Origin of the sequence: Achromobacter sp. Marseille-Q0513, from assembly GCF_018195695.1 — a bacterium.
GTDB lineage: Bacteria > Pseudomonadota > Gammaproteobacteria > Burkholderiales > Burkholderiaceae_B > Achromobacter.
The window spans coordinates 14,718-40,475 of record NZ_JAGTJY010000004.1; the positions used below are offsets into that span (position 1 = coordinate 14,718).

The 25,758-nt window shown below is 67.6% G+C and carries 24 protein-coding genes; 19 read left to right on the forward strand and 5 right to left on the reverse strand.

Features of this window, described 5'->3' with window-relative positions; all coding sequences use genetic code 11:
- Positions 1-6: 6 nt before the first annotated feature.
- Positions 7-972: an AraC family transcriptional regulator gene (locus KDH83_RS01945; RefSeq protein ID WP_212312454.1), complete on the reverse strand. Its 966-nt coding sequence runs from the start codon at positions 970-972 to the stop codon at positions 7-9.
- Between the two features lie 396 nt (positions 973-1,368).
- On the opposite strand from KDH83_RS01945, the gene KDH83_RS01950 reads away from it, so the two are divergent.
- The 3 genes from KDH83_RS01950 to KDH83_RS01960 all read left to right on the forward strand — a co-directional run bounded on the left by KDH83_RS01950 (position 1,369) and on the right by KDH83_RS01960 (position 4,494).
- Positions 1,369-2,586, forward strand: coding sequence for an MFS transporter (locus KDH83_RS01950; RefSeq protein ID WP_212312456.1), 1,218 nt, complete (start codon positions 1,369-1,371; stop codon positions 2,584-2,586).
- 67 nt (positions 2,587-2,653) lie between these two features.
- A complete protein-coding gene (locus KDH83_RS01955) occupies positions 2,654-3,274 on the forward strand; it encodes a TetR/AcrR family transcriptional regulator (protein WP_212312458.1) in 621 nt (206 codons plus the stop codon).
- Entirely contained in the window at positions 3,271-4,494 is a 1,224-nt protein-coding gene (locus KDH83_RS01960) for a DUF418 domain-containing protein (protein WP_212312460.1), read from the forward strand. Before KDH83_RS01955 ends, KDH83_RS01960 begins: the two co-directional genes overlap by 4 nt.
- A 121-nt stretch (positions 4,495-4,615) precedes the next feature.
- Here the strand turns inward: KDH83_RS01960 and KDH83_RS01965 are convergent, their stop codons facing one another.
- Positions 4,616-5,956, reverse strand: coding sequence for an aspartate aminotransferase family protein (locus KDH83_RS01965; RefSeq protein WP_212312462.1), 1,341 nt, complete (start codon positions 5,954-5,956; stop codon positions 4,616-4,618).
- A gap of 52 nt (positions 5,957-6,008) precedes the next feature.
- On the reverse strand, positions 6,009-6,929 hold the full coding sequence (locus KDH83_RS01970) for a MurR/RpiR family transcriptional regulator (protein WP_212312463.1): 921 nt from the start codon (positions 6,927-6,929) through the stop codon (positions 6,009-6,011).
- Positions 6,930-7,202: 273 nt separating this feature from the next.
- Between KDH83_RS01970 and KDH83_RS01975 the strand changes: the two genes are divergently transcribed.
- The 6 genes from KDH83_RS01975 (at position 7,203) to KDH83_RS02000 (ending at position 12,099) form a co-directional block, all read left to right on the forward strand.
- On the forward strand, positions 7,203-7,754 hold the full coding sequence (locus KDH83_RS01975) for a MarR family transcriptional regulator (protein ID WP_212312464.1): 552 nt from the start codon (positions 7,203-7,205) through the stop codon (positions 7,752-7,754).
- Positions 7,751-8,311: a diaminobutyrate acetyltransferase gene (gene ectA / locus KDH83_RS01980; protein WP_212312465.1), complete on the forward strand. Its 561-nt coding sequence runs from the start codon at positions 7,751-7,753 to the stop codon at positions 8,309-8,311. Before KDH83_RS01975 ends, ectA begins: the two co-directional genes overlap by 4 nt.
- A gap of 121 nt (positions 8,312-8,432) precedes the next feature.
- Positions 8,433-9,743 carry a diaminobutyrate--2-oxoglutarate transaminase gene (gene ectB, locus KDH83_RS01985; protein ID WP_212312466.1) on the forward strand — a complete coding sequence of 437 codons (1,311 nt, stop codon included), beginning with the start codon at positions 8,433-8,435 and terminating at the stop codon, positions 9,741-9,743.
- Positions 9,740-10,150, forward strand: coding sequence for an ectoine synthase (locus KDH83_RS01990; RefSeq protein ID WP_103275348.1), 411 nt, complete (start codon positions 9,740-9,742; stop codon positions 10,148-10,150). The genes ectB and KDH83_RS01990 overlap by 4 nt, the downstream gene beginning before the upstream one ends.
- A gap of 14 nt (positions 10,151-10,164) precedes the next feature.
- Positions 10,165-11,091 (forward strand): ectoine hydroxylase, encoded by a 927-nt coding sequence (gene thpD / locus KDH83_RS01995; RefSeq protein WP_212312467.1) that lies wholly within the window; start codon positions 10,165-10,167, stop codon positions 11,089-11,091.
- A gap of 135 nt (positions 11,092-11,226) precedes the next feature.
- The gene (locus tag KDH83_RS02000; protein WP_212312468.1) at positions 11,227-12,099 is read left to right on the forward strand and encodes an MOSC N-terminal beta barrel domain-containing protein; all 873 of its coding nucleotides are present in this window, start codon (positions 11,227-11,229) and stop codon (positions 12,097-12,099) included.
- Positions 12,100-12,153: 54 nt separating this feature from the next.
- Here KDH83_RS02000 and sugE read toward each other — a convergent pair whose 3' ends face one another.
- Positions 12,154-12,471 carry a quaternary ammonium compound efflux SMR transporter SugE gene (gene sugE, locus KDH83_RS02005; protein WP_212312470.1) on the reverse strand — a complete coding sequence of 106 codons (318 nt, stop codon included), beginning with the start codon at positions 12,469-12,471 and terminating at the stop codon, positions 12,154-12,156.
- A gap of 286 nt (positions 12,472-12,757) precedes the next feature.
- On the opposite strand from sugE, the gene panD reads away from it, so the two are divergent.
- The 10 genes from panD (at position 12,758) to trmD (ending at position 22,580) form a co-directional block, all read left to right on the forward strand.
- Entirely contained in the window at positions 12,758-13,126 is a 369-nt protein-coding gene (gene panD / locus KDH83_RS02010; protein ID WP_212312472.1) for an aspartate 1-decarboxylase, read from the forward strand.
- A 61-nt stretch (positions 13,127-13,187) separates the two neighbouring features.
- Positions 13,188-14,234 carry a CDP-6-deoxy-delta-3,4-glucoseen reductase gene (locus tag KDH83_RS02015; protein ID WP_212312473.1) on the forward strand — a complete coding sequence of 349 codons (1,047 nt, stop codon included), beginning with the start codon at positions 13,188-13,190 and terminating at the stop codon, positions 14,232-14,234.
- Positions 14,235-14,436: 202 nt separating this feature from the next.
- Positions 14,437-15,693 (forward strand): D-amino acid dehydrogenase, encoded by a 1,257-nt coding sequence (locus tag KDH83_RS02020; RefSeq protein WP_212312474.1) that lies wholly within the window; start codon positions 14,437-14,439, stop codon positions 15,691-15,693.
- A gap of 4 nt (positions 15,694-15,697) precedes the next feature.
- A complete protein-coding gene (locus KDH83_RS02025) occupies positions 15,698-17,038 on the forward strand; it encodes an extracellular solute-binding protein (protein WP_212312475.1) in 1,341 nt (446 codons plus the stop codon).
- Positions 17,039-17,292: 254 nt separating this feature from the next.
- Positions 17,293-17,703 (forward strand): TrbG/VirB9 family P-type conjugative transfer protein, encoded by a 411-nt coding sequence (locus tag KDH83_RS02030; protein WP_212312476.1) that lies wholly within the window; start codon positions 17,293-17,295, stop codon positions 17,701-17,703.
- A gap of 33 nt (positions 17,704-17,736) precedes the next feature.
- Entirely contained in the window at positions 17,737-20,358 is a 2,622-nt protein-coding gene (alaS, locus tag KDH83_RS02035) for an alanine--tRNA ligase (protein ID WP_212312477.1), read from the forward strand.
- Entirely contained in the window at positions 20,358-20,627 is a 270-nt protein-coding gene (locus KDH83_RS02040) for a sulfurtransferase TusA family protein (RefSeq protein WP_212312478.1), read from the forward strand. The genes alaS and KDH83_RS02040 overlap by 1 nt, the downstream gene beginning before the upstream one ends.
- A 171-nt stretch (positions 20,628-20,798) precedes the next feature.
- The gene (rpsP, locus tag KDH83_RS02045) at positions 20,799-21,059 is read left to right on the forward strand and encodes a 30S ribosomal protein S16 (protein ID WP_103275338.1); all 261 of its coding nucleotides are present in this window, start codon (positions 20,799-20,801) and stop codon (positions 21,057-21,059) included.
- A 79-nt stretch (positions 21,060-21,138) separates the two neighbouring features.
- The gene (gene rimM / locus KDH83_RS02050; protein ID WP_212312480.1) at positions 21,139-21,756 is read left to right on the forward strand and encodes a ribosome maturation factor RimM; all 618 of its coding nucleotides are present in this window, start codon (positions 21,139-21,141) and stop codon (positions 21,754-21,756) included.
- A complete protein-coding gene (gene trmD, locus KDH83_RS02055) occupies positions 21,756-22,580 on the forward strand; it encodes a tRNA (guanosine(37)-N1)-methyltransferase TrmD (protein ID WP_212312482.1) in 825 nt (274 codons plus the stop codon). Before rimM ends, trmD begins: the two co-directional genes overlap by 1 nt.
- A gap of 187 nt (positions 22,581-22,767) precedes the next feature.
- On the opposite strand, the gene KDH83_RS02060 is transcribed toward trmD, so the two are convergent.
- Positions 22,768-25,665, reverse strand: coding sequence for a valine--tRNA ligase (locus KDH83_RS02060; protein WP_212312484.1), 2,898 nt, complete (start codon positions 25,663-25,665; stop codon positions 22,768-22,770).
- Positions 25,666-25,758 lie beyond the last annotated feature (93 nt).

The window sequence follows — 25,758 nt, forward strand, 5'->3', positions numbered from 1 at the left end:
CCCGCGCTACGGCGCGGGATTTTTTTTGCGCGCGGGCATGACCCCGGCGGGCCGGAGGGATTTCGGCGTCCTGCCGTAATGCCGCTCGAAGGCCGTGCTGAAGCTGGACGGGTGTTGGTATCCGATCTGATAGGCCACCGTGGAGACATGCAGGCCGGTTTCCAGCAGTTCCCAGGCTTTGCGCATGCGGATATCGGTCAGCATGCGATGCGGACTGGTGCCGAACATGTCCCGAAAACCCTGCTTGAGCTTGAATTCGTTGGTGCCGACGGCGGCGCACAGATAGCCGACGGTCAGCGGACGGTCGAATTGGCAGGCCAGGATTTCCCTGGCGCGCAGCAGGCGCTCCTGGTCCCGCGACGACAGACGCGCGGGCGGCGTGCGTGGCGGCAGGCAAGGGCGCGATTGCGCCGACAACAGGCTCAGCGCCGCGATGTGCAGGTCCAGCAGGCTGCCGTCCTGGTCGCGCAGATGCAGCAGCGAGTTGGCCAGTGCGCGGATGGCGGCGCCATGCTGGCCGGTGTGGAGCAGGCGCGCCGACGGATTGCCGTGCACGCCGTCGAGCAGCCCGTCCAGTCCGTACCGGTGCAGCAAGGCGTGGTCCGCGATCAGCCGCAGTTGCCGGATCGACTGGTTTGCCGGAAAGCGCCGTTCGCCGCTGATGCTGGCGAACGCGGCCACGGTGCTGTGGCCGGCCATGAAATCGAAGCGCTGCCCGTCCGCGCCGACCGTGCTGGACCTGCCCTCGAGGGCGATGGTGAAGGTCAGGGATGGTTCGCGCTCCAGCGTGCGGGCGTCGAGCAGATCATGAGTCGGCTGATAGTGGGCATAGGCCACGGCCAGGCCGTCGTCGAATACCAGGGAGTCGGTGTGGCAGGCCCCCAGGTCTGGCGGCAGCCGGCTGCGTTGCCAGGCGGATGGGCCGAGGCGGGCCGGCGCGCCGATGTCCTCGGCCTTCAGGCGGTAATGCATGGCGTTTCCTGTGCGTTCGATCGCCGTGGTCCGGCATGGCGCTCCGGAATGCGCAAGCAGGAATCCGGATCGCCTAAGTCTTTAATGATATCCATTCTCAAGCGGATTCTATAGTGATCCGGAGCGGTGCCGCGTGGCGATCCGGCAGGCGTCGCCAGCCGGATGAGTCGGGCGCCGCGCAAGCCGTCGCCGGCTTGCCGTCACGTCATGGCGCCCATGAGCGGCCACGGTCATCGTCGCGGCATTGCATGCGGACCTACGCGTACAGACCTACTTGAGAGAGCAGAAGCATGAAGCAACACAACCCTTTCCGCCGGCCTCCGGCGCCGCCGGTCGCGCGTGGCGGGCCCAGGCGGGCCGGCGCGCTGCGCAACCCCTCGACGCGCGGAGGACATGATGCGTGATGAGCGTCTGCATCCGGCCGTGGCGGCGAACGATCCGCCGTCGCGGGAGGCCTCCGGTCTGCCGCTATTGTGGCTGGGTTTCATCCTGGTCTCCTTGAATCTGCGGCTGATCTTCGCCACCGTCGGGCCGCTGCTGCAGGACCTGGCGCTAGGCTTCGCGTCCACGTTGCTGGTGACGACCCTGCCGTTGCTGCTGCTGGGCGTCTTCTCCATTCCCGGCGTGAGGCTGCGGCAGGCATTGGGCGAGGAACGGGCCTTGCTGTTCGCGCTGGCCTTGCTGACCCTGGGCTGCGGCCTGCGCGGATTTGGCGAGACGGCGCTCATCCTGGGCACCGTCCTGGGCGGCGCGGGCATTGCCGTGATGAACGTGATCATGCCGGCGCTGGCGCGCAAACGCTTCGGGGCGCGGCGCATGGGCATGGTGATGGGCGTCTATGCGCTGATGCTGGGAGCCGGCGCCGTGCTGGGCGCCGGCGCGTCCTTTCCCTTGTTCCGGTGGATGGGGGCGGACAGCGAGGCGGCCTACCGTTCGCTGGGGTTGTGGGCGGCGCCGGCGCTGCTGGCCCTGCTGGTCTGGCTGCCGCAAGCCAGGCAAGCGGCTGGCGCGGGCAAGCCGCCGGGCGCGCCTGCCGGCGCCGTGGCGCAGGTCTATCGCAACCGGACGGCATGGTCGATCACGCTGTTCTTCGGTCTGCAGGTCCTCAACCTGTACGTGTTCCTGCCGTGGATGCCGACCATCCTGATGGATCGGGGCATGACGCAGGAGAGCGCGGCGCTGGTGTTTTCCCTGTCGCAGCTCAGTCTGATGGCGGGCAGCTTCCTGCTGCCGTTGTCGGCATCGCGCCGGGACGATCAGCGGCCGCATATCGCCGTGACGATATCGATGTGCCTGGCAGGCACGCTGGGCCTGTTGTATGCGCCAGCGGGGTCGGCGCTGTTCTGGGCCATGCTGCTGGGGTTCGGACAGGGGGGCAGTCTGTCGCTGGGCGCGTTTCTGTTCATCGCCAAGAGCGCGAGCATCGACACCGCTACGCGAATCTCGGCGATGGCGCAGACCGTGGGCTATCTGATCGCGATGGCCGGACCCTTGTCCGTCGGGTATCTTTACCAGAAGACCGGGGACTGGAACGTTCCGGTCCTGATGCTGGCGGGGATCCTGATCGTCGAGTTGTTCGTGGCGCTGCCGGCGGGACGCAACGTCAGGATATGAGCGGTTGACGAAAGCGCGCCACCTGGTTTTTAATTAATAGACTGATTTATCTATTAATTGATTCCCCATGCGCAAAGTCGACCCCATCAAGCAGCAGGAGCGGCGCCGCCACATCCTGGAGGCCGCCGCGCATTGCTTCGCGGAGCACGGTTTCCACGGCACCTCGACCGCCCTGATCTGCGAGCGCGCGGGCATGAGCCCTGGCAACCTGTTCCACTACTACCGCAGCAAGGCCGACATCGTCGAGGCCCTGATCGCGGCGGATACCGAGACCACGAGGGAAGTCATCCAGGCGGCCTGCGCCTCGCCCGACGCCCGCGCCGCGGCACGCGGCTGGGTGGCCGAGCAGGTGCTGCTGTACCTGGATCCGTCCTATGTGCGTCTGGGCATGGAAGTGCTGGCCGAGGCGGTGCGCAATCCTGCGGTGCATGCGCTGGTCATCGCCAACGAGGCCGAGCGCAAGCAGGGCTTGACGGCGATGCTGGCATCGGCCTGGGGCAAGGCGAGTGGCGAAGCGCCGCCGCAGCCCCCGGATGAAATGGCCGACATGATCCTGTTGCTGCTGGACGGCATTTTCAGCCGCCGTGTGGTCGATCCCGGGTTTGACTCCAAGGCCGGCCGCCGTCTGCTCGAGAGCGCGCTGGCCCGTTATCTGCCGTCCGAAACCGCCGCCGGAGGTCGCAAATGAGTGCCGCCCCGGTTGTGGCCAGATCCGCCCGGCTGCAGCAGGTGGATGCGCTCCGGGGCTTCGCGCTGTTCGGCATCCTGGTCGTCAATATCGGCGTGTTCGCCTCGCCGTACTACGGCAGCGGCGTGGTCGATCCCGCGTTCGGACGCCCGCTGGATCTCGCGGCCAGCTGGGTCTTCGGCCTGCTGTTCGAGACCAAGTTCTATCTGCTGTTCTCGTTCCTGTTCGGCTACAGCTTCACCCTGCAGATGGCGGCTGCCGAGCGCAGCCAGGCGGCCTTCCTGCCGCGCTTCCTGCGGCGGCTGGCGGGCCTGGCCGTGCTGGGCGCGGCGCATGCCGTGCTGTTCTACCACGGCGACATCCTGCTGACCTACGCCATCCTGGGCCTGCTGCTGCTTTGCTGCCGCAACCTTGAGCCCGCCCGCGCGTTGCGACTGGCGCTGTGGCTCATCGGGCTCGCCTCGGCCGCCTGGGCGGTGCTGGCCGGGTTGAGCCTGCTGGACCCGCCGGGCCCCGAGGTCGCGGCGCAAGCGCAGGCCGACGTGCTCTCCGCCCTGCAAGCCTACCGGGGCACGGTCGGTTCCGTGATCGGGCAGCACGCCAAGGAACTCGTCGAGTATGTCTGGGTCGTGCTGCTGCTGGTGCAGGGGCCTTACGCCTTCGCCATGTTCCTGGTCGGCTACGCGCTGGGACGGCGGCAGGCGCTGGAAGATCCGTGGCGCCAGCCGCGCGCGCTGGGACTTTTGCTGGCGCTGGGCCTGCTGCCGGGCCTGGCTGGCGCGGCCTTCTATGCCTGGGGCGCGCTGCCTTCGGTGGCCGGGCCGTCCTGGGAGTTGCCGGGCCTGGCCGTGGGCCTGTTCACGTCGCCGCTGCTGACCATGAGCTATGCCTGCGCCTTCCTGTTGATGCTGCGTTCCCGCATGGGCGCACGGATCTCGGCATGGCTGGCGCCGGCGGGCCGGATGGCGTTGACCAACTACCTGATGCAGTCCGTGGTCTGCGCGCTGGTGTTCACGGCCTGGGGCGCGCGCCAGATGGGTTTGTGGTCGCCGCTGGAGGCCGGCGGGCTGGCGCTGGTGATTTTCCTGGCGCAGACGGCGGTGTCGGCCTGGTGGATGCGCCGTCATGCCTACGGGCCGGTGGAGTGGTTCCTGCGCGCGCTGACGGTGGGCGCCTGGCCGCAATGGCGCCGGACGCCGGATGGCCGCAGCGCGGCTTGAGCGGCGGAAGTAACGATGAGGGCCCGCGGGGCGCCGGAATGGCGCCCCGTTTCGTTGTCGCTGCCGCCGAGCCTGCCGGCCAGGCGCGCCCGTGGCCGGATCCGCCGCAGGCCGTCCGCGCTCAGCCGCGCGCCTGCGCGATCGCGGCGTCGATCGCTCCGGCCAGGCGCTCCGTCAGCTGGTCCAGTTCGTCGTCCGAGACGATGAAGGGCGGGGCCAGCAGTACATGGTCGCCGTGGCGGCCGTCGATGGTGCCGCCCATCGGATAGACCATCAGGCCGCGCGCCATGGCCTCGCGCTTGACGCGGGCGTGCAGCGACAGCGCCGGATCGAAGGTCTGCTTGCTGGCGCGGTCGGTGACCAGCTCCAGGCCCATGAACAGGCCGCGGCCACGGATGTCGCCCACATGCGGATGGTCGCCGAATGCCTGTTCCAGGCGCTGGCGCAACCCGGCGCCTTGCGCGCGCACGCGCTCGAGCAGGCCGTCGCGGCGGATGACCTGCTGCACCGCCAGCGCGGCGGCGCAGGCGGTGGCGTGGCCCAGGTAGGTGTGGCCGTGCTGGAAGAAGCCCGAACCCTGTTCGATGGCGCGCACGATGCGCTCCTGCGCCATGACCGCGCCAATCGGCTGGTAGCCGCCGCCCAGGCCCTTGGCGATGGTGATGAGGTCGGGCGTGATGCCTTCCTGCTCCACCGCGTACAGCGTGCCGCTGCGCCCCATGCCGCACATGACCTCATCGGCGATCAGCAGCACGCCATGGCGGTCGCAGACTTCGCGGATGCGGCGGAAATACGTGGACACGGCCGGGACCGCGCCCAGGGTGGCGCCGACCACCGGCTCGGCCACGAAGGCCATGACGCTGTCCGGTCCCAGCCGCTGGAAGGTCTGTTCCAGTTCGTCCGCCAGGCGCGCCGCGTATTGCTCCTCGCTTTCGCCCTCGCGCTGGTCACGATAGGCATAGCAGGGCGAGACATGCTCGACCTCGATCAGCAAGGGGGCGAACTGCGCCCGCCGCCAGGCGTTGCCGCCGACTGCCAGCGCCCCCAGCGTGTTGCCGTGATAGCTCTGGCGGCGCGCGACGATATGGCGGCGGCCGGGCTGTCCGATTTCCACGTAGTACTGGCGCGCCATCTTCAGCGCGGCCTCGATGGCTTCGGAGCCGCCGGAGACGAAATAGGCGTGCGACGTGCCGGCGGGGGCGTCCTCGACCAGCATGGCGGCCAGCGATTCGGCGGCCTCGGTGGTGAAGAAGCTGGTGTGCGCGTAGGCCAGCGCGTCGATCTGCGCGTGCATGGCGGCCAGCACGTCGGGATGGTTGTGTCCCAGGCAGGACACCGCCGCGCCGCCCGAGCCGTCCAGGTAGGCGCGGCCGGATTGGTCGTACAGCCAGGCGCCCTGGCCGCGCACGGCGACGGGGGGCGTGGCGCGCAGGGAGCGATGGAAAACTCGGGTGCTGGTCATGGCGCAGGTTCCGGTCAGGGTGGAGGTAATGAAGCGGGGATGGTGGGCGTATTCAGCGTCGCGCGCGGCCGCTGGGTGCGTCGGTCCAGTAGACGCCGTCGGCGCGCTGGCGCGATTCGATTTCGGACAGCCGTTGCAGCACGTCGTCGCCGCCCAGCACGGCGACGCGCGCGATCAGGTGTTCGGCCAGGCCGAGCAGACCGGCCGTGCTGTGGAAGAACGAGGCCGGGCCGGCGGCGTCGCCAGGCGCGTCCTCGGGACGCGCGAAGCGCAGGACGTGACGGGCGAACGGAACGATCGGGCTGGCGGGCGCATCGGTCAGCGCGATCACGGCCGCGCCGCGTCCGGCCGCCAGCCGCGCCAGTTCCAGCGTGGCCGCGGCGTAGGGCGCCTGGGTCACCACCACCAGCGCGTCGCCCGCGCCGAGGCTGTCGGCCTCGTCGGACGAGGCGCCGCCCAGGCCGCCGATCAACATGCCGTTCCGGCGCAGCATCTGATAGGCGTAGCGCATCTGGAACGCGATGCCGAAGGCCGAGCGCGTGCCCAGGAAACCGGCTTGGCGGGCCACCAGCAGCGTGGCGGCGGCCTCGTCGAAGGCGGCGGGGGCGTTGGCGGCGCCGATGGATTCCAGCGCCGAGGTCTGCCAGCGGGTGAGGGCAGCCTGCGCGTCGATGGCGGGCGTGTCGGCGCGCCGCGCCTGCAAGCGCGCGGCACGGTCGCGCCAGCCCGCCTCCATATGCTGGGTCAGCGCGTGCTGGAAGGGCGCGCGGAAGGCTTCATAGCTGTCGCAGCCCGCGGCGCGCGCCATGCGCAGCATGGTGGCGGGCGCCACGCCCACGGCCTGGGCCTGGCGCCGCATGGACCACAGGCCGACTTCGGCGGGATTGTCCAGCGCCCAGCGCGCGGCCCGCTGGAGTTCGGCGGGCAGGCTGGGCAGCACGTGGCGCAGATGGTCTTGAAGCGTGGCGGCCATGGCAGGGCAGAAAGGATGAATAAAACAAATGATACTTATGGCTTGGTATAAAAAACAATTGTTTTATTCAATCCTTGCGCCGTTATGCGCCGCAGCCAGATCAGACGGATTTTTCTGAGGAAATGTAACGCGCGCCGGTCGCGGGAATTGCCAGGGAAAGCAGGGCGGAAGGCGGGCGGATTTGATTACAAAATCCGGGGAAACCCGTTTGACAGGGGGTGTATGCGTCCATATCATTCGTACAGAAATTAATTTAACTGAACTGATTCAGTCATGAATAAACAGACCGTAACCGATCCCTCGCAGCAATACGACCTGCGCATCCTGCGTGCATTGCGCCGCATTACGCGCTCGATCGCCCTGCATTCGCGGCAGCTGTCGGCGGTGAGCCACATCACCGCGCCGCAGCTCATGTGCCTGCGCACCGTGATCGCCAACGGGCCGCTGACGGCCACGGCGATCAGCCGCGAGATCCACGTCAGCCCCAGCACCGTGGTCGGCATCCTGGACCGCCTGGAAGACAAGGGGCTGATCCGGCGCGAGCGCGGCCGCGAAGACCGCCGCATCGTGTTCGTCACCGCGACCGAAGCCGGACGCGCGCTGGCCAAGGACGCGCCGTCGCCGCTGCAGAAACACCTGGCGGACGCGCTGAACGCGCTGCCGGAACTGGAGCAGGCCACCATCACGCTGTCGCTGGAGCGCATCGTGGCCTTGATGGAGCAGGACGGACACGCGGCCGCCGTCGAGCCGCACGCCGATCCCTCTTCTCCCATCCTCGAGGTGCCCACCGGCGGCGCGCCTCCCGAATCCGGACTGGTCGTATGATCGATACCACACAGGAAACCCCCATCCTCTCAAGTGCCGTGGCGCCGGCGGCTTGCGGCGGGACGCAGCAGATGCGCCCGCCCAGCCGCAAGGACGGCGCCGCCCTGCACCGCCTCATCTCCGAGTGCCCGCCGCTCGACCTCAATTCCCTCTACGCGTACTTGCTCCTGGCTGAGCATTTCAGCGACACCTGCGTCCTGGCTGAAAGCGCCGGAGGACGCATCGACGGTTTTATCTCCGCTTATGTGCTGCCCGACCGGCCCGACGTCCTGTTCGTCTGGCAGGTCGCGGTGCACGCCCGCGCACGCGGCCATCGGTTAGGCCGCGCCATGCTCAGAGCACTCTTGCGGCGCAAGGGACTGGAGCATGTTCGTCATCTCGAAACCACGGTGGGGCCTGACAACCAGGCTTCGCGCCGCAGCTTCGCCGGCCTGGCCGCGGAGCTGGGCGCCCACGTCAGCGAACAGCCGTTCTTCGATCGGCAATTGTTCGGCGGCGCGGACCACGACGACGAGATGCTGTTGAGGATAGGCCCGTTCACCTTGCCCGCCCCGTAGGCGGGCGGGGCGCGCGCCCTGCCATAACCGGGATGGTTCTGACGGTCCGGCCGCCGCGAGGCGTGTCCGGGCGGGAGCAGGCCGTCTGTCAACTCATGATCTGAAAGGGAGGATTGATCACATGGACTTGAAAATCTTTGACCGGATGGAGTCGGAAGTAAGGGGCTACATCCGGTCGTTCCCCGTGATATTCAGCCAGGCCAGGGGCTCGACGCTGATCGACGAGGAGGGCACCGAGTACATAGACTTCTTCAGCGGCGCCGGCACGCTGAACTATGGCCACAACAATCCTGTCCTCAAGGAAAAGCTGCTGGACTACGTGCGCGCCGACGGCGTGGTGCATGGCCTGGACATGGCCACCAGCGCCAAGAAGGCGTTCCTGGAAACCGTGGACCGCGTGCTGCTCAAGCCGCGCAACTGGCAGTACACGCTGCAGTTCACCGGGCCTACCGGCACCAACGCGGTCGAGGCGGCGCTGAAGATCGCGCGCCAGGTCAAGGGCCGTCCCAATGTGGTGTCGTTCACGCATGGCTTTCATGGCGTGAGCGGCGGCTCGCTGGCGGCGACCGCGAACATGAAGTTCCGCGACGCGGCGGGCTACGCGCTGGCCAATACCAGCTTCATGCCGTATGACGGTTACTTCGGTCCCGACGTGGACACCATGGCCTATCTGGAGCGCATGCTGGACGACCCCAGCAGCGGCCTGGACAAGCCGGCCGCCGTGATCGTCGAGACCGTGCAGGGCGAGGGCGGCGTGAACGTCGCCACGCTGCGCTGGCTCAAGGAGCTGGCCAAGCTCTGCCAGCGGCACGACATGCTGCTGATCGTGGACGACATCCAGGTCGGCTGCGGCCGCACCGGCACCTTCTTCAGCTTCGAGGCCGCCGGCATCCGGCCGGACATCATCACGCTGTCGAAGTCGCTGTCGGGTTTCGGCCTGCCCATGTCGCTGGTGCTGATGAAGCCCGAGCTGGACGTCTGGAAGCCGGGCGCCCACAGCGGCACGTTCCGCGGCAACAACCTGGCCTTCGTCACCGCCACGCAGGCGCTGGAAACCTACTGGACCAACGCCGCCTTCAGCGCCGAGATCCAGCGCAAGGAAAGCCTGGTGCGCGACTGGCTGGAAAACCTGGTCCACAGCTTTCCCAACGCCGGCCTGTCGGTGCGCGGTCGCGGCCTGATCCAGGGTCTGGTGTCCAACGCGTCGCCGGCGCTGGCCAACCGCATCGCCAAGCGCGCCTTCGGCAAGGGCGTGGTCATCGAGACCTCGGGCGCGCACGATGAAGTGCTCAAGCTGCTGCCCGCGCTCACCATCGAGGAAGGCCTGCTGATGCGCGGCCTGGAAGTGATCGAGGCCAGCGTGTCCGAGGCGCTGGCCGAAGAAGACGGGCAGTCCGCCCGCATCCTGAAATTTGGAGGTAAACGCGGATGATCGTACGCAATGTCAAGGACGTGATCGGAACGGCGGACGAAGTCCGCACGGACACCTGGGTCAGCCGCCGCGTGCTGCTGAAAAAGGACGGCATGGGATTTTCATTCCATGAAACCACGATCTTCCCGGGCGGCCGCACGCACATCCACTACAAGAACCACCTGGAAGCGGTCTGGTGCGTCGAGGGCGACGGCTCGATCCAGACCATCGCCGACGGCAAGACCTACGCGCTCGAGCCGGGCGTGGTCTACGCCCTGAACGAGCATGACGAGCACTGGCTGTGCGGCGGCAAGGAGCCGCTGCGCGTCATCTGCGTATTCAATCCGCCGCTGACCGGCCAGGAGGTGCACGACAAGGACGGCGTCTATGCGCTGCCCGAGGCGGGCGCCGACGCGGTCGCGGCCTGAACAAGGAGGCGAACATGATTTCACCTGCGCAAGATCCGTACGCCTCGCGTACGGATCGCGGTTCCGCCATCATTTCCCGCCAGGATCCGGTGGTCCACGGCGACGGCCATTACGCCGACGCCCTGGGTGCCGCGCAACTGGAACAGTACGAACGCGACGGCTTCCTGCTGCTGGAAGACCTGCTGTCGCCCGGCGAGGTCCGCGCCCTGGCGGCCGAGGTCGAGCGCATGACGCGCGACCCGTCCATCATGCGGCGCGAAGAGGCCATCACCGAGCCGGGCAGCAACGCCGTGCGCTCGATCTTCATGGTGCATGTGCTCAACCCCGTGCTGGCGCGCCTGACGCGCGATCCGCGCCTGGTCAACGTGGCGCGCCAGATCCTCGGGTCCGAGGTGTACGTGCACCAGTCGCGCGCCAACATGAAGCCGGGCTTCAAGGGCAAGGAGTTCTACTGGCATTCGGACTTCGAGACCTGGCACGTCGAGGACGGCATGCCCGCCATGCGGGCGCTGAGCTGCTCGGTGCTGCTGACCGACAACAACGCCAACAACGGCCCGTTGATGCTGGTGCCGGGTTCGCACCGGCAGTTCATTTCCTGCGTCGGCCAGACGCCCAACGAGCACTACAAGCAGTCGCTCAAGAAGCAGGAGTATGGCGTGCCGGATCCGGTCAGCCTGCAGCTGCTGGTGGAGCAGGGCGGCATCCAGGCCATGACGGCCAAGGCCGGATCGGTGGTGTTCTTCGATTGCAACACCATGCACGGCTCCAACAGCAACATCTCGCCCTGGCCGCGCGCCAACGTATTCATGGTCTACAACAGCATGGAGAACACGCTGGGGCCGCCGAAGTACGGCCTGACGCCAAGGCCCGAGCACATCGCCACGCGCAAGGCCTTCAAGGCGGTCACGCCGCTGGACGCGCTCAAGCTGGTCGGCGCTTGAGGCAGGATGGCGCCGCGATCGGCGCGCCGGCATCTCCTTCGTGGAGCGCCGGCGCGCGCAGCCCAGGCCGCGGCCTGGGCTTTTTTTCGGCCTTCCGCTATGCTCTGGCGACTTTCACCCCTCGCCATCCGCGCCATGTCCGCCCGCATCCTCAGCCTGCATATCTATCCCATCAAATCCTGCGCCGGCATCGATCTGAGCGAATCGCCGATCGACCGCGCGGGGCTGGCGCACGACCGGCGCTGGATGCTGATCGACGGCAGCGGGCAGTTCATGACGCAGCGCCAGTGGCCGCGCATGGCGCTGATCCGCACCGCGATCGGCGACGGCGCGCTGCGCGTGTCGGCGCCCGACATGGCCGACCTGCTGATCGCGCTGGACGGCTCCGGCCTGGAAGCGGGCAGTGAAACCGTCACCGTCTGGAAGGACAGCCTGCCCGCGCTGCGCGAAAGCGCCGCCGCCGGCCGCTGGTTCTCGGATTTCCTGGGCACGCCCTGTCGCCTGTACAAGGTCGACCCCGCCGCGCGCCGACCGGCCAAGACCGATTGGGTGTCGCGCTGGCTGGACGCGCATCCGGACGAGTCCGAGCGTTTCTCGGGTGACCATCATTTCGGTTTCGCCGACGGCTTTCCGCTGCTGGTGGCCAACCAGGCCTCGCTGGACGACCTGAACGCCCGGCTGCGCGCCAAGGGCGTGGCCGAGGTGCCGATGGACCGGTTCCGGCCCAATATCGTGGTGCAGGGGGAGTGGGAGGCGTTCGAAGAGGACCACACCGCGCTGATCGAGGCGGCGGACGTGCGCATGGCGTTCGTCAAGCCCTGCACCCGCTGCTCGATTCCGGACATCGACCAGCGCAGCGCGCAGCAGTTCGACGAGCCGGGCCGCACGCTGGCGACCTACCGCAACCTGGACATCGGCGTGGTGTTCGGCCAGAACGCCATCCTGGACGCGCCGGCGCAGGCGCGGCTGAAGGTGGGCGACGCGGTGGCGATCGAGCTGGATTTCTAGGCGCCCGGCGGACATGGCCGCCGGGCGCGCCCCGGGATCAGGGCCGGATGGGCATCAGGCCGACGACAGCTTCAGGCCGACCAGCCCCAGCACGATCAGTCCCACGCTGACGATGCGCATCCAGCTGGTGGATTCCCCGAACAGGACGATGCCGGCGATGAAGGCGCCGATGGTGCCGATGCCTACCCAGATGGCGTAGGCGGTGCCCAGCGGCAGTGTCTTCATGGCCAGGGCCAGCAGCCAGAAGCTGATGGCCATGCCGGCCACGGTGACGAGCGAGGGGACGAGGCGGGTGAATCCGTGCGTGTATTTCAGGCCCACGGCCCAGACGACTTCAAACAGGCCCGCGAGTACCAGGATGATCCAAGTCATGACGACTCCTACAAAAGCCGCGCCGGCATGACCGATGCGCCGATTGCCGGCGCGCCGCCGGCGCGATGGGGTCGTCCCCGGGACAGGATGCGCGGCTTGTTTGATCGCGCGCAGCCGCGGGCCGTCCCGCAGCGGCAAAAATTATAGAATACCGGCTTTCGACGGCAAAACCGGGCGCCGTCGTCCTTCCGTCCCGTTCCGGGCGTCGCTGGCCGAAGCTGGCCGCCAGGACGGGATCCTTGCATCACTTCGCGCTCCGGGCCGCGAAACCAGGATATTTTCTACCATGCAACGCATCATGCTGCGGGCCAAGCTGCACCGCGTCACCGTCACCGAAGCCGACCTGCATTACGAGGGGTCTTGCGGCATCGACGAGGACCTGCTGGACGCTGCCGGCATGCGCGAGTTCGAGCGCATCGAGCTCTACAACGTCAATAACGGCGAGCGCTTCGACACCTACATCATCAAGGCCGCCCGCGGCAGCGGCGCGATCTCGCTGAACGGCGCCGCCGCCCGCCGCGCCCAGGTGGGCGACCTGATGATCATCTGCACCTACGGCCCCATGTCCGAGGAAGACTCCGCGACGCACAAGCCGAAGGTCGTGCTGGTGGACGACGCCAACCGCGTCAAGGAAATCCGCAAGTTCCCGGCCTGAGGCCGGGCCGGGCGGGACGCGCGCGATGGCGCGCCCCGTCAACCCCATACTGTTTCATGCCATGAGCTTCCAGGTCATCATCCAACCCAGCAAGCACCAGTTCCCGGTCGAGCCCGGCCAGACCGTGCTCGACGCGGCCCTGGCCGCGGGCATCGTGCTGCCCTACAGCTGCCGCAACGGCGCCTGCTCCACCTGCAAGGGCAAGGTGGTGTCCGGGGAGTTCGACGCCGGCCAGTACCCCGCGCAGATCCTGTCGCCCGAAGAACTGGCCGACGGCTATACGCTGTTCTGCCAGGCGCGGCCCGAGTCCGACCTGGTGGTGGAATCCACCGAGGTCCGCCTGGCCAGCGACATCCAGATCCGCAAGCTGCCCTCGCGCGTGCAGACGATGGAGCGCGCCGCGCCCGACGTCACCGTGCTCAAGCTGCAACTGCCGGCCTCCGAGCAGTTCCGCTACTACGCGGGCCAGTACGTCGAAGTCATCCTGAAGGACGGCCGCCGCCGCAGCTATTCCATGGCCGGCGCGCCGCACACCGGCAGCCCGCTGGAGCTGCACATCCGCCACATGCCCGGCGGCCTGTTCACTGACCATGTGTTCGGCGCCGGCGCCACGCAGATGAAAGAGCGCGAGATCCTGCGCCTGGAAGGGCCGTTCGGCTCCTTCTTCCTGCGCGAGGACAGCGACAAGCCGGTGGTGCTGCTGGCCAGCGGCACCGGCTTCGCGCCGGTCAAGGCCATCGTCGAGCACATGATCCACAAGAACATCCAGCGTCCGGTGTCGCTGTACTGGGGCGGCCGTCGTCCGCAGGATCTGTACATGGACGCGCTGGCGCAGTCGTGGACCGAGGCGCTGCCCGGATTCCGCTACGTGCCCGTGGTTTCCAACGCGCTGCAGGAAGACGGCTGGACGGGCCGCACCGGCTTCGTGCACGAGGCCGTGATGCAGGACATCGCCGATATGTCGGGCCACCAGGTCTATGCTTGCGGCACGCCCTTGATGGTGGACGCGGCGCGGCGCGAATTCAGCGTCCAGTGCGGCCTGCCGGCGGAAGAGTTCTACGCCGACGCCTTCACCTCGGAAGCCGATCTGGCCAAGGCCGCCGGCTGAGCCGGGCCTGGCCGGCCGGGTGCAAGGGGCGGATCAGGCAGGCCGGAGCCGGGCTGTCGGATTCCGCCCCAATTTTTGCCTGCGGGCATCGTAGGCGGCGGCAGGCCGCCGGAGTAAACTGCAGTGTCATTTCGGCAGCGGCCTGGAGCGGCGCGCGGACATCGGGTCCGACGCCAGACTCCGCGCATGGAGCAATGCGGGCATGAAAGTAGCGGTATTGGGTAGCGGCATCATCGGAATTTCCAGCGCCTGGTGGCTGAGCCAGGCGGGCCACGACGTCGTGGTGATCGACCGCTGCACCGGCCCCGCCCAGGAAACCAGCCTGGCCAACGGCGCGCAGATCTCGGTGTCCTACGCCGAACCCTGGGCCAATCCCCAGGCGCCGTTCAAGCTGTTGAAGTGGATGTTCCAGGAAGACGCGCCGCTGCTGTTTCGCCCGCAACTCGACTGGCGTCAATGGATGTGGGGCCTGGCGTTCCTGCGCGAGTGCCTGCCCGGCAGGCTGGCGCCCAACATCCGCGCCATGGTCCGCATGGCCGAATACAGCCGCGCCACGCTGCGCGCCATGCGCGCCGACCTGGGCATCCAGTACGACCATCTGGAGCGCGGCATCCTGAACTTCTATCGCGATCCGCAGGAATTCGAAAACTCCCAGCGCGCCGCCGGACTGATGCGCGACTTCGGCGTCGAGCGCCGCGTGGTGTCGGCCGACGAGGTCGTCGCCATCGAGCCCGCGCTGGCGCCGCACCGCAACACCATCGTCGGCGGCGACTACACCCCGGAAGACGAAAGCGGCGACGTGCACCTGTTCACGGTCGCGCTGGCCGAGCATTGCGCGCGGGCGGGCGTCGAGTTCCGCTACAACACCCAGGCCACCCGGCTGCTCACCGCCGGCGGCAACGTGCAGGGCGTCGAGCTGATCGATCCGGATGGCCGCTACGGCACGCTGTCGGCCGACGCCTACGTGGTGGCGATGGGCAGCTTCAGCCCCGCCATGCTGCGTCCGCTGGGCATCCCGTGCAACGTCTATCCGGCCAAGGGCTATTCGGCGACCTTCCCGATCGTCAGGCCCGATGCCGCGCCCGTGGTCAGCCTGACGGACAGCAGCCATAAGATCGTCTTCTCGCGGCTGGGCGACCGGCTGCGCATGGCCGGCACGGCCGAACTGTCGGGCTATTCCCGTGGCCTGAACACCGCGCGTTGCGAGGCGCTCACCCGCCTCGCCCGCGAACTTTTTCCCGACGCGCTCGATTTCGAGCGCGTCGGCTATTGGTCGGGCCTGCGCCCGTCCACGCCTTCCAACGTGCCCATCATCGGCCGCAGCCGTATCCCCAATTTGTATGTCAACACGGGACACGGTACGCTCGGCTGGACGATGGGTGTTGGCTCGGGCCGGGCCCTGGCTGACGTGGTCAGCGGGCGCCAGCCTGAACCGGAATTTCCTTTCCTTGGTCTGTGAACCTATGAAGAAACTGCAATTGGCGGGCGTTGCCCGCGCGATGTTCGCCAGCCGGCGGGCATGGGTCTTTGGCGCCGCCATGGCGGCCGCGGGCGTGGCGCATGCCGCCCCCGTGGAAATCCAGGTCTGGCATACGCTGACCGACGCGAACAAGGCCGAGTTCGAGAAGCTGGCCAAGCAATACAACAAGGAGCAGGACCAGGTCAGCGTCACGCTGCGCGCCTTCGCCTCGCAGGCGCAGCTGCAGCAGGAGACGACCGCCGCGGTCAAGGCCAAGAAGGCCCCCAACCTGCTGCAACTGGCCGACAACCGTTCGCCCGAAGTCGTGGCCGAGCACAAGGCCGTGATGCCGATGTACGAGCTGCTGGCCAAGTATCCGATCAAGGACCTGAACTGGTACGTGCCCGCCACCAGCAGCTTCGTGCGCGACGGCAAGGGCCGCCTGCTGGCCTTCCCCTGGATGGCCGAAATACCGGTGATGTTCTACAACACCGCCGCCTACAAGAAGGCCGGCCTGGATCCGCAGAAGCCCGCCCGCACCTGGTCCACCCTGCAGGGCGAGCTGCTCAAGCTGCGCGACGTGGCCGACATCGACTGTCCCTATGCCTCCAGCGACCAGGTCGCGGTGCACCTTGAGAACCTGGCGCCCGTGAACGGCCAGCTGTTCACCAGCAACAACAATGGCCTGGACGCCGTCACCAAGAAGACGCCGGCGCCGACCATGCAATTCGACACGCTCTACATGCGCCACATCTCGCTGATGGTGAGCTGGAAGCGTTCGCTGCTGTTCATGGCGCATACGGCCGACAACGGCGCCGACAAGCTGTTCGCCAAGGGCGAGTGCGCGGTGCTGACGTCCAATTCCGGTTCGTTCGGCCAGTTCCTGGCGACCAAGTCGCTGTCCTTCGGCGTCGCGCCGCTGCCGTACTATGACCAGGCCACCAGCAATGGCGGCCAGCCCTTCGTCAGCGGCTCGGCCCTGTGGGCGATGGAAGGCCATCCGAAGGACCAGGAAAAGGCCACGGCCCAGTTCCTGGCCTGGCTGTCCAAGCCCGTGGTCGCCGCCGAATGGCACCAGCGCACCGGCTACCTGCCGCTGACCGAGGCCGCGTTCCGTGCCTCCGATGTGTCGTTCTACAAGAGCATTCCCGGCGCGCAAGCCGTGATCGCTTCCATGAGCGCCCGTCCGGCCGCCAACAGCCGCGGTTTCCGCATGGCGAACTACACGCGTATCGAACCGGTGCTGAACCAGCAGCTGACCGACGCGTTCGAAGGCAAGACCCCGCCGATGGCCGCGCTGAACAACGCCGCCAACCAGGCGCGCACCATCGCCACGCAACGCTGATCGCGGCGCCGTCCGGCGGTCGCTTCAGGCAAGGCCCGGTCCTCGGACCGGGCTTTTTTACGCCCTGCCGACGTGCCGGGCGTGGCGGCCAGCCATTGCCGGGCCGCGTCTTTCCGGCTTGTGCCGTCACCAGACGCGACGGCACGGGGATCAATCCGTCCCTCCGTACATGCCAGTCTGGCGCCGGGTTTCGCCGCCCGTGATCATGCCCGCAAGCGTGCGCCGTCCGGCGCGCCGGTGACGGAGGGGTAGGCATGTTTCGGTGGATCATCATCGTGGCCGGCTTGGGCGGGCTTGGGGCTTGCGCAAGCCCGCCGGGCATGGACGGGGCGGCCTGGCCGGTGCCGGCGCCGTCGGCGCGCCCGTTCGATTTCGGCTGGCGCCTGTCCGGCGACCAGGCCGTCGCGCCGATGCAGGTATTCGACGACGGCCGCGAAACCTGGCTGCATTTCGCTCCGGATGCCCGGCTGCCGGCCATCCTGGGCGTGGACGATGAGGGCGAGCGCCCGCTGCCCCACGTGCGCCGGGCGCCCTACGTGGTGCTGCCCGGGGTCTGGCCCGAACTGCGCTTCCAGGGCGGCGGCCTGAGGGCCACGGCGCTGCGCAGTCGGGAGCCGGACGGCAGCGCCCGGGAGGGACTCCATTGCCGCCAACCCTCTATATAATCAAAGATTCGCCTAAATTCCGCGTCATCCACGATGAAATCCTCCGAGATTCGCCAGCAGTTCCTGCAATTCTTCAAGTCCAAGGGACACACCATCGTTCCTTCGTCGTCGCTCGTGCCGGGCAACGACCCGACCCTGCTCTTCACCAACTCGGGCATGGTCCAGTTCAAGGACGTGTTCACGGGCAAGGAGACGCGCTCGTATTCGCGCGCGACGTCGTCGCAGCGCAGCGTGCGGGCCGGCGGCAAGCACAATGACCTGGAAAACGTGGGCTACACCGCGCGCCACCACACGTTCTTCGAGATGCTGGGCAACTTCAGCTTCGGCGACTACTTCAAGCGCGACGCCATCTCGTACGCCTGGGAGCTGTTGACCCAGGTCTACAAGCTGCCCGCCGAGAAGCTGTGGGTCACGGTGTACCAGGAAGACGACGAGGCCTACGACATCTGGGCCAAGGAAGTCGGCGTGCCGGCCGAGCGGATCATCCGCATCGGCGACAACAAGGGCGCGCGCTACGCCTCCGACAACTTCTGGCAGATGGCCGACACCGGCCCCTGCGGTCCGTGCTCGGAAATCTTCTACGACCACGGCCCGGACGTGTGGGGCGGCCCCCCGGGATCGCCCGAGGAAGACGGCGACCGCTACATCGAGATCTGGAACCTGGTGTTCATGCAGTTCGAACGCGACGCCGCCGGCAACATGCCGCGCCTGCCGCGTCCCTGTGTCGATACCGGCATGGGCCTGGAACGCATCGCCGCCGTGCTGCAAGGCGTGCACTCGAACTATGAAATCGACCTGTTCCAGCGCTTGATTGCCGCCGCCGCGCGCGAGACCGGCGTCAAGAACCTGGAAGACAACTCCCTCAAGGTCATCGCCGACCATATCCGCGCCTGCTCGTTCCTCATCGTCGACGGCGTGATCCCCAGCAACGAAGGCCGCGGCTACGTGCTGCGCCGCATCGTGCGCCGCGCGCTGCGCCACGGCTACAAGCTGGGCCAGACCAAGCCCTTCTTCCATCGCCTGGTGCCGGACCTGGTCGCCGAGATGGGCGAAGCCTACCCCGAGCTGGCCGCCATCGCCGAGCGCGTGGCCCAGGTGCTCAAGCAGGAAGAAGAGCGCTTCGGCGAAACGCTGGAACACGGCATGCGCATCCTGGACGGCGCGTTGGCCGGCGTGGCCAAGGGCGGCCAGCTGGACGGCACCACGCTGTTCACGCTGTACGACACCTACGGCTTCCCGGTGGACCTGACCGCCGACATCTGCCGCGAGCGCGATGTCGACGTGGACATGGCGGGCTTCGAGGCCGCCATGGAGCGCCAGCGCGATCAGGCCCGCGCCGCGGGTAAGTTCAAGATGGCCGAGGGCCTGAGCTACGAAGGCGCCGACACGCGCTTCGAAGGCTACGAGCAGCTCGAGCTGAGCGGCGTCAAGGTCACCGCCCTGTACGTGGACGGCACCCAGGTGCAGCAGGTGCAGGCCGGCCAGAGCGCGGTCGTGGTGCTCGATGCCACGCCGTTCTACGCCGAATCGGGCGGCCAGGTCGGCGACACCGGTTTGCTGGAAGCCGACGGCCTGCGCTTCGCCGTGGCCGATACGCTCAAGATCCAGGCCGGCGTGTTCGGCCATCATGGCGTTCTGGAATCGGGCACGCTGTCGGTGGGCGACAGCCTGCTGGCCCGCGTCGACGCCGTGCGCCGCGCGCGCACCGTGCGCAACCACTCCGCCACCCACCTGATGCACAAGGCGCTGCGCCAGGTGCTGGGCGCCCACGTCCAGCAGCGCGGCTCGCTGGTCGATCCCGACAAGACCCGTTTCGACTTCGCGCAGGACGCGCCGCTGACCGCCGAGCAGATCGCCCGCGTGGAAGCCATCGTCAATGCCGAGATCCTGGCCAACCAGCCCACCGTGGCGCAGGTCATGCCCTATGACGACGCGGTCAAGGGCGGCGCCATGGCGTTGTTCGGCGAGAAGTACGGCGACACCGTGCGCGTGCTGGATATCGGCTTCTCGCGCGAACTCTGCGGTGGCACCCACGTGTCCCGCACCGGCGACATCGGCCTGTTCAAGATCGTGTCCGAAGGCGGCGTGGCCGCGGGCGTGCGTCGCGTCGAAGCCATCACCGGCGACAACGCGCTGGCCTGGGTGCAGAACCAGAACGCGCTGCTGACGCAGGTCGCGGGCATGCTGCGCAGCACGCCGGCCGACCTGCCCGCGCGCATCGCGCAGGTGCAGGATCAGGTCAAGGCCCTGGAAAAGGACCTGGAGCAGTCGCGCAGCAAGCTGGCCGCCAGCGCCGGCAACGACCTGGCGTCCAGCGCCGCGGTCGAGGTCAAGGGCATCAAGGTCCTGGCCGCCAGCATCGCCGACGTCGATCCCAAGGCCCTGCGCGGCATGGTCGACAACCTCAAGGACCGCCTGAAGCCCGCAGTCGTGCTGCTGGCGACCGGCGCCGAAGGCAAGATCAGCGTGGTGGGCGGCGTCACGGCCGACCTGACCGGCCGCGTCAAGGCCGGCGACCTGGTGGGCTTCGTGGCCGGCCAGGTGGGCGGCAAGGGCGGCGGACGTCCGGACATGGCCATGGGCGGCGGCACCGATGCCGCGGCCCTGCCGGCGGCGATCGCCAGCGTGCAGAAGTGGGTGGAAGAGCGTCTCTGATGGATGCGTCGGACGTACAGGCAGGGCAGGGCGGCGAGGCGCCGGCTTTCGATGCGGAAGTCGACGCCAGCGGCCTGACCTGCCCCTTGCCCATCCTGCGCGCCAAGAAGGCCCTGGCGCAGATGGAAAGCGGGCAGGTGTTGCGGGTGGTCACGACCGACCGCAATGCGGTCCGCGACTTCCAGGCGTTCTCGCGCCAGACCGGCAACGCGCTGCTCGCGCAGCAGGAGTCGGACGGCGGCTGCACGCATTTCCTGCGCCGGCGCTAGGCGGCAAGCAGGTTCCGGCCCGAGTTTGTACAATGCAAGGCTGTGGCGTTTTTGCGTATGGTTTGTCGTATAAAACGCGCCGCCCGACGAAATTCGGCGCCTGGATTTGCCAGCTGGCTTCTTTATGTGCTAGAATTTCCCGTTTTTCACAACTAATTCAAGGGATTACCTATGGTGGTGATTCGCCTGGCCCGCGGTGGGTCCAAGAAGCGTCCGTTCTACAACCTGGTGGCTGCTGATTCGCGCAACCGTCGCGATGGCCGTTTCATTGAACGCGTGGGTTTCTACAACCCGGTGGGCAATGACGGTGCCGAGAACCTGCGCATTGCGCTGGATCGCGTGCAACACTGGACCAGCAACGGCGCCCAACTGTCGCCCGCTGTCGAGCGTCTGGTCAAGGACTACTCGGCCAAGGTTTCCGCCGCGGCCTAAGTGCCTGCGCGGTAGCCCTGCCGGTTTTTCCTGCCTGCTACAGCTTCAATAGCTGCCATTACGCACCCATACTCACGACATGTCTGCTGCCGCAACCTCCAACGCGGCGCCTGCGGATCTGATCGAGCTGGGCCGCATCACTGCGGCCTACGGCATCAAAGGCTGGGTCAAGGTGCAGCCACACTCGGCGCAAGCCGAAGTGCTGCTCACGGCTTCTGAATGGTGGTTGACTCGCCCTGTGCCCGAATCGGCGCGGGGCGTTGTCGCGTCTGGGCCAGTCGCATACAAGGTCCTGCAATCCCGTTCCCAGGGCGCCACGGTCGTGGCACAGCTGGCGGGCATTGCTGATCGCGATCTGGCCGAAGCCTTGCGCGGATATTCCGTGCTGGCCTCGCGCGGGTCCTTCCCCGCGCCCGAAGAAGACGAATACTACTGGGTCGACCTGATCGGCTGCGCGTTGTATACCAACGCGAATGGCGAACCCGCGCTGATCGGCGTGGTGGACGAGGTCTTCGACAACGGCGCCCACGCCGTGCTGAAGGTCCTGTGCCAGAGGGAAGGGGCCGATGGTCCCGAAGCCATCCTCAATGCCAAGGGCAAGCCTGCCGATATGCTCGTTCCGTTCGTACGCGCGCACATTCTTTCCGTGGACCTCGCCGCCCGCCGCATCGACAGCGACTGGCCGCTGGACCTCTGATGCGCATCGACGTCGTTACGCTCTTTCCCGAAATGTTCGGGGTAGTGCGCGACCTCGGCGTCACCGGCCGGGCGCACGCCCAGGGCCGGTGGTCCCTGCATGCCTGGAATCCGCGCGACTTCACGCATGATGTCCATCGCACCGTGGACGACCGTCCCTATGGGGGCGGTCCGGGCATGGTGATGATGGCCGCCCCGCTGGAGGCTGCCGTCGGCGCCGCCCAGCAGGCGCGGGCTGCCCAGGGCCTTGGGCCTGCGCCGGTCGCCTTGCTGGCGCCGGTGGGCCGCCGCTATGACCAGGCCGGAGCCGAGGCCCTGGCCGCTAGCGACGGGCTGATCCTGATCTGCGGCCGCTACGAGGGCGTGGACCAGCGTTTCATCGAACGTTGCGTCACCCAGGAAATCTCGCTGGGCGACTTCGTCCTGTCCGGCGGCGAGATCGCCGCGCTGGCGGTCATCGATGCCGCCGTGCGCCTGCTGCCCGGCGTGCTCAACGATGGCGACTCGGCCTTGCAGGACTCGTTCAACGATGCGCTGTCCGGCTTGCTGGACAGTCCGCATTACACGCGCCCGGAAGTCTATGAGGGCGCGTCCGTACCTGCGCCGCTGCTCAGCGGCCATCATGCGCAGATCGCCGCATGGCGGCGCGAACGCTCGCTGGAGCTGACGGCTTCCAGGCGGCCCGAGCTGGTCGAGGCGGCCCGCGCGCGCGGCCTGCTCGACAAGGCCGATGAGCGCCATCTGGCGGCATTGGCCGGTCTGCCCGACCCTTATCCGCCCAAGCCGGCGCGCCGCCGCAAGCCCAAGCCGTCCCGGGCAAGCTGATCCGACGGCTTGATTCTGGCTTCTGGAATCGGCCGTGTCGCGTCTTTGCCTGTAGGTCTGCGCGCTGCGTTCATCGCAGGGGTGGGCGCCAGTAAAAAAACAGCCAAAAAAACGGCCAACGAAGAATGGTCAAAAAAAACCCCGGACCTGCGTCCGGGGTTTTTGCCATCAGGGCCTGGCGCGACGATCAGGCGCCCAGCTTGGCGCGCTGTTCCTGCACCTTGCGCAGCGTTTCGCCGAATTGCGCGACGCGGGCCTTTTCCTGCTCGACGACCGCGGCGGGCGCGCGTTCGACGAAGCTGGCGTTGGACAGTTTGCCGTTGGCCTTGGTGATCTCGCCTTCCAGGCGGGCGATTTCCTTGTCCAGGCGCACGCGCTCGGCGGCGACGTCGATCTCCACGTGCAGCATCAGGCGGCTTGTGCCGACCACCTGCACCGGCGCGCCAGCGTCGGGCAGGGCGTCCAGCACGTCGACCTGGCTCAGCTTGGCCAGCGCGGCCAGGTAGGGCGCGTTGCGCTTGAGCATGTTCCGGTCTTCGCCCTGGGCGCACAGCGGCACTTTCTGGGCCGGCGACAGGCTCATCTCGCCGCGCAGCGCGCGCACGGCCTCGACCTGGGCCTTGAGTTCGGCCACGTCGGCTTCCGCCGCCGCGTCCTGGGCGGCAGGGTTGGCGACCGGGAAGGGCTGCACGCTGACACTGCCGGGCTCGCCGGCCTGGCGCTTGCCCGCCACCACCGAGACGGTCTGCCAAAGTTCTTCGGTGATGAAGGGGATGATGGGGTGCGCCAGGCGCAGCACCGCCTCCAGCACGCGGATCAGCGTGCGGCGCGTGCCCAGTTGCTGGGCGGGCGTGCCGGTCTGGATCTGGACCTTGGCCAGCTCCAGGTACCAGTCGCAGTATTCGTCCCACACGTAGCGGTACAGCGCGTTGGCGACGTTGTCGAAGCGGTAGTCGGCGAAGCCGCGGGCCACGTCGGCTTCCAGCGTCTGCAGCTGGCTGATGATCCAGCGGTCGACGAACGAGGTCTCGCCGGCGTCCGAACCCGTCAGGTCATGCCCTTCGGTGTTCATCAGCACGAAGCGGGTGGCGTTCCAGAGCTTGTTGCAGAAGTTGCGGTAGCCCTCGCAGCGCTTCAGGTCGAAGTTGATGTTGCGGCCCAGCGTGGCATAGGCGGCCATGGTGAAGCGCAGCGCATCGGTGCCGAAGGCGGGGATGCCATCCGGGTACTGGCGGCGCGTGGCCTTCTCGATGGAGCCGGCCTGCTTGGGGTTCATCAGGCCGTAGGTGCGCTTGGCCACCAGCCCATCCAGGTCGATGCCGTCGATCAGGTCCACCGGATCCAGCGTGTTGCCCTTGGACTTGCTCATCTTCTGGCCGTCCGCGTCGCGGATCAGGCCGTGCACGTAGACGTGCTTGAACGGGATCTGGCCGGTCATGTGCGTGGTCAGCATGACCATGCGCGCGACCCAGAAGAAGATGATGTCGAAGCCCGTGACCAGCACGCTGGACGGCAGGTAGCGCTGCAGGTCCGGCGTGTTCTCGGGCCAGCCCAGCGTGGTGAAGGGCACCAGGCCGGACGAGAACCAGGTGTCGAGCACGTCGGGGTCGCGCGTCAGCGCGCCGGTCACGCCGGCGGCGCGGGCCTGCTCGATGGCCTGGGCCTCGTCGTGGGCGACGAACACCTGGCCGTCTTCCGAGTACCAGGCGGGAATCTGGTGGCCCCACCACAGCTGGCGCGAGATGCACCAGTCCTGGATGTTGTTGAGCCACTGGTTGTAGATGGTGGTCCAGTTGTCGGGGTAGAACTGGATGCGGCCGTCGGCCACGACTTCCAGCGCCACCTGGGTGATGCTCTTGCCCGGGTTCAGCGTGCCTTCGGGCGCCGGCTTGCTCATGGCGACGAACCACTGGTCGGTCAGCATGGGTTCCAGCACCACGCCGGTGCGGTCGCCCTTGGGCTGCATCATTTTGTGCGGCTCGACCTTGACCAGGTAGCCCTCGGTCTCCAGCTGGGCGACCACGGCCTTGCGGGCCTCGTAGCGCTCCATACCCTGGAATTGGCTGGGGCCGTTCTCGTTGATGTGGGCGTCCAGCGTGAAGATCACGATCATGGGCAGATCGTGGCGCAGCGCGCAGGCGTAGTCGTTGAAGTCGTGCGCGCCGGTGATCTTGACGCAGCCGGTGCCGAACTCAGGGTCGACGAAATCGTCGGCGATGATGGGGATGTTGCGGTCGCACAGCGGCAGCTCGACCAGCTTGCCGACCAGGTGCTTGTAGCGCGGGTCTTCCGGGTGCACGCAGAGCGCGCCGTCGGCCAGCATGGTCTCGGGGCGCGTGGTGGCGATGGTCAGGCCGCGCAGCGTGACGGTCTGGCCATCCTTGTCGGTGATGGTCTGCGGACCGTCGACGAAGGGGTAGAGGATGTGCCACATGTGGCCGTCGGTTTCCTCGGACACCACTTCCAGGTCGGACACGGCCGTCAGCAGCTTGGGATCCCAGTTGACCAGGCGCTTGCCGCGGTAGATCAGGCCCTGTTTGTGCAGGCGCACGAAGGTCTCGACCACGCCGCGCGACATGCGCTCGTCCATGGTGAAGTACTCGCGCGGCCAGTCGGCGGACGCGCCCAGGCGGCGGACCTGCCCGGTGATGGCGTTGCCGGACTTTTCCTTCCATTCCCAGACTTTTTCGACGAACTTCTCGCGGCCCAGGTCGTGGCGCGAAACCTTTTGGGCATCGAGCTGTCTTTCAACGACGATCTGCGTGGCGATGCCGGCGTGGTCAGTGCCGGGAATGAACACGGTGTCGTTGCCCGACATGCGGTGGTAGCGGACCAGGCCGTCCATGATGGTCTGGTTGAAGGCGTGGCCCATGTGCAGCGTGCCCGTCACGTTGGGCGGCGGGAACTGGATCACATAGGGAGTGGCTTCCGACCCCGTTTTTACGTGCTGGCCGGCCGTGAAATATCCGCGCTTCTCCCATTCCGCGTACCAGCGGGATTCGAGTTCGGCGGGTTCGAAGCTCTTGGAAAGCTCCGGGGATTCGGTGGCGCCAGCGGCGGCGTTCGGGGTTGCGGCTTGGGTCATTGCAGGGTTCCGGCAGACAGGTGGCCCGGTCGATGGAGGCGGGCAGCAAACCGATCATTTTAAGATGTAATGCGGTCTTCTCGCCGTGTTAGA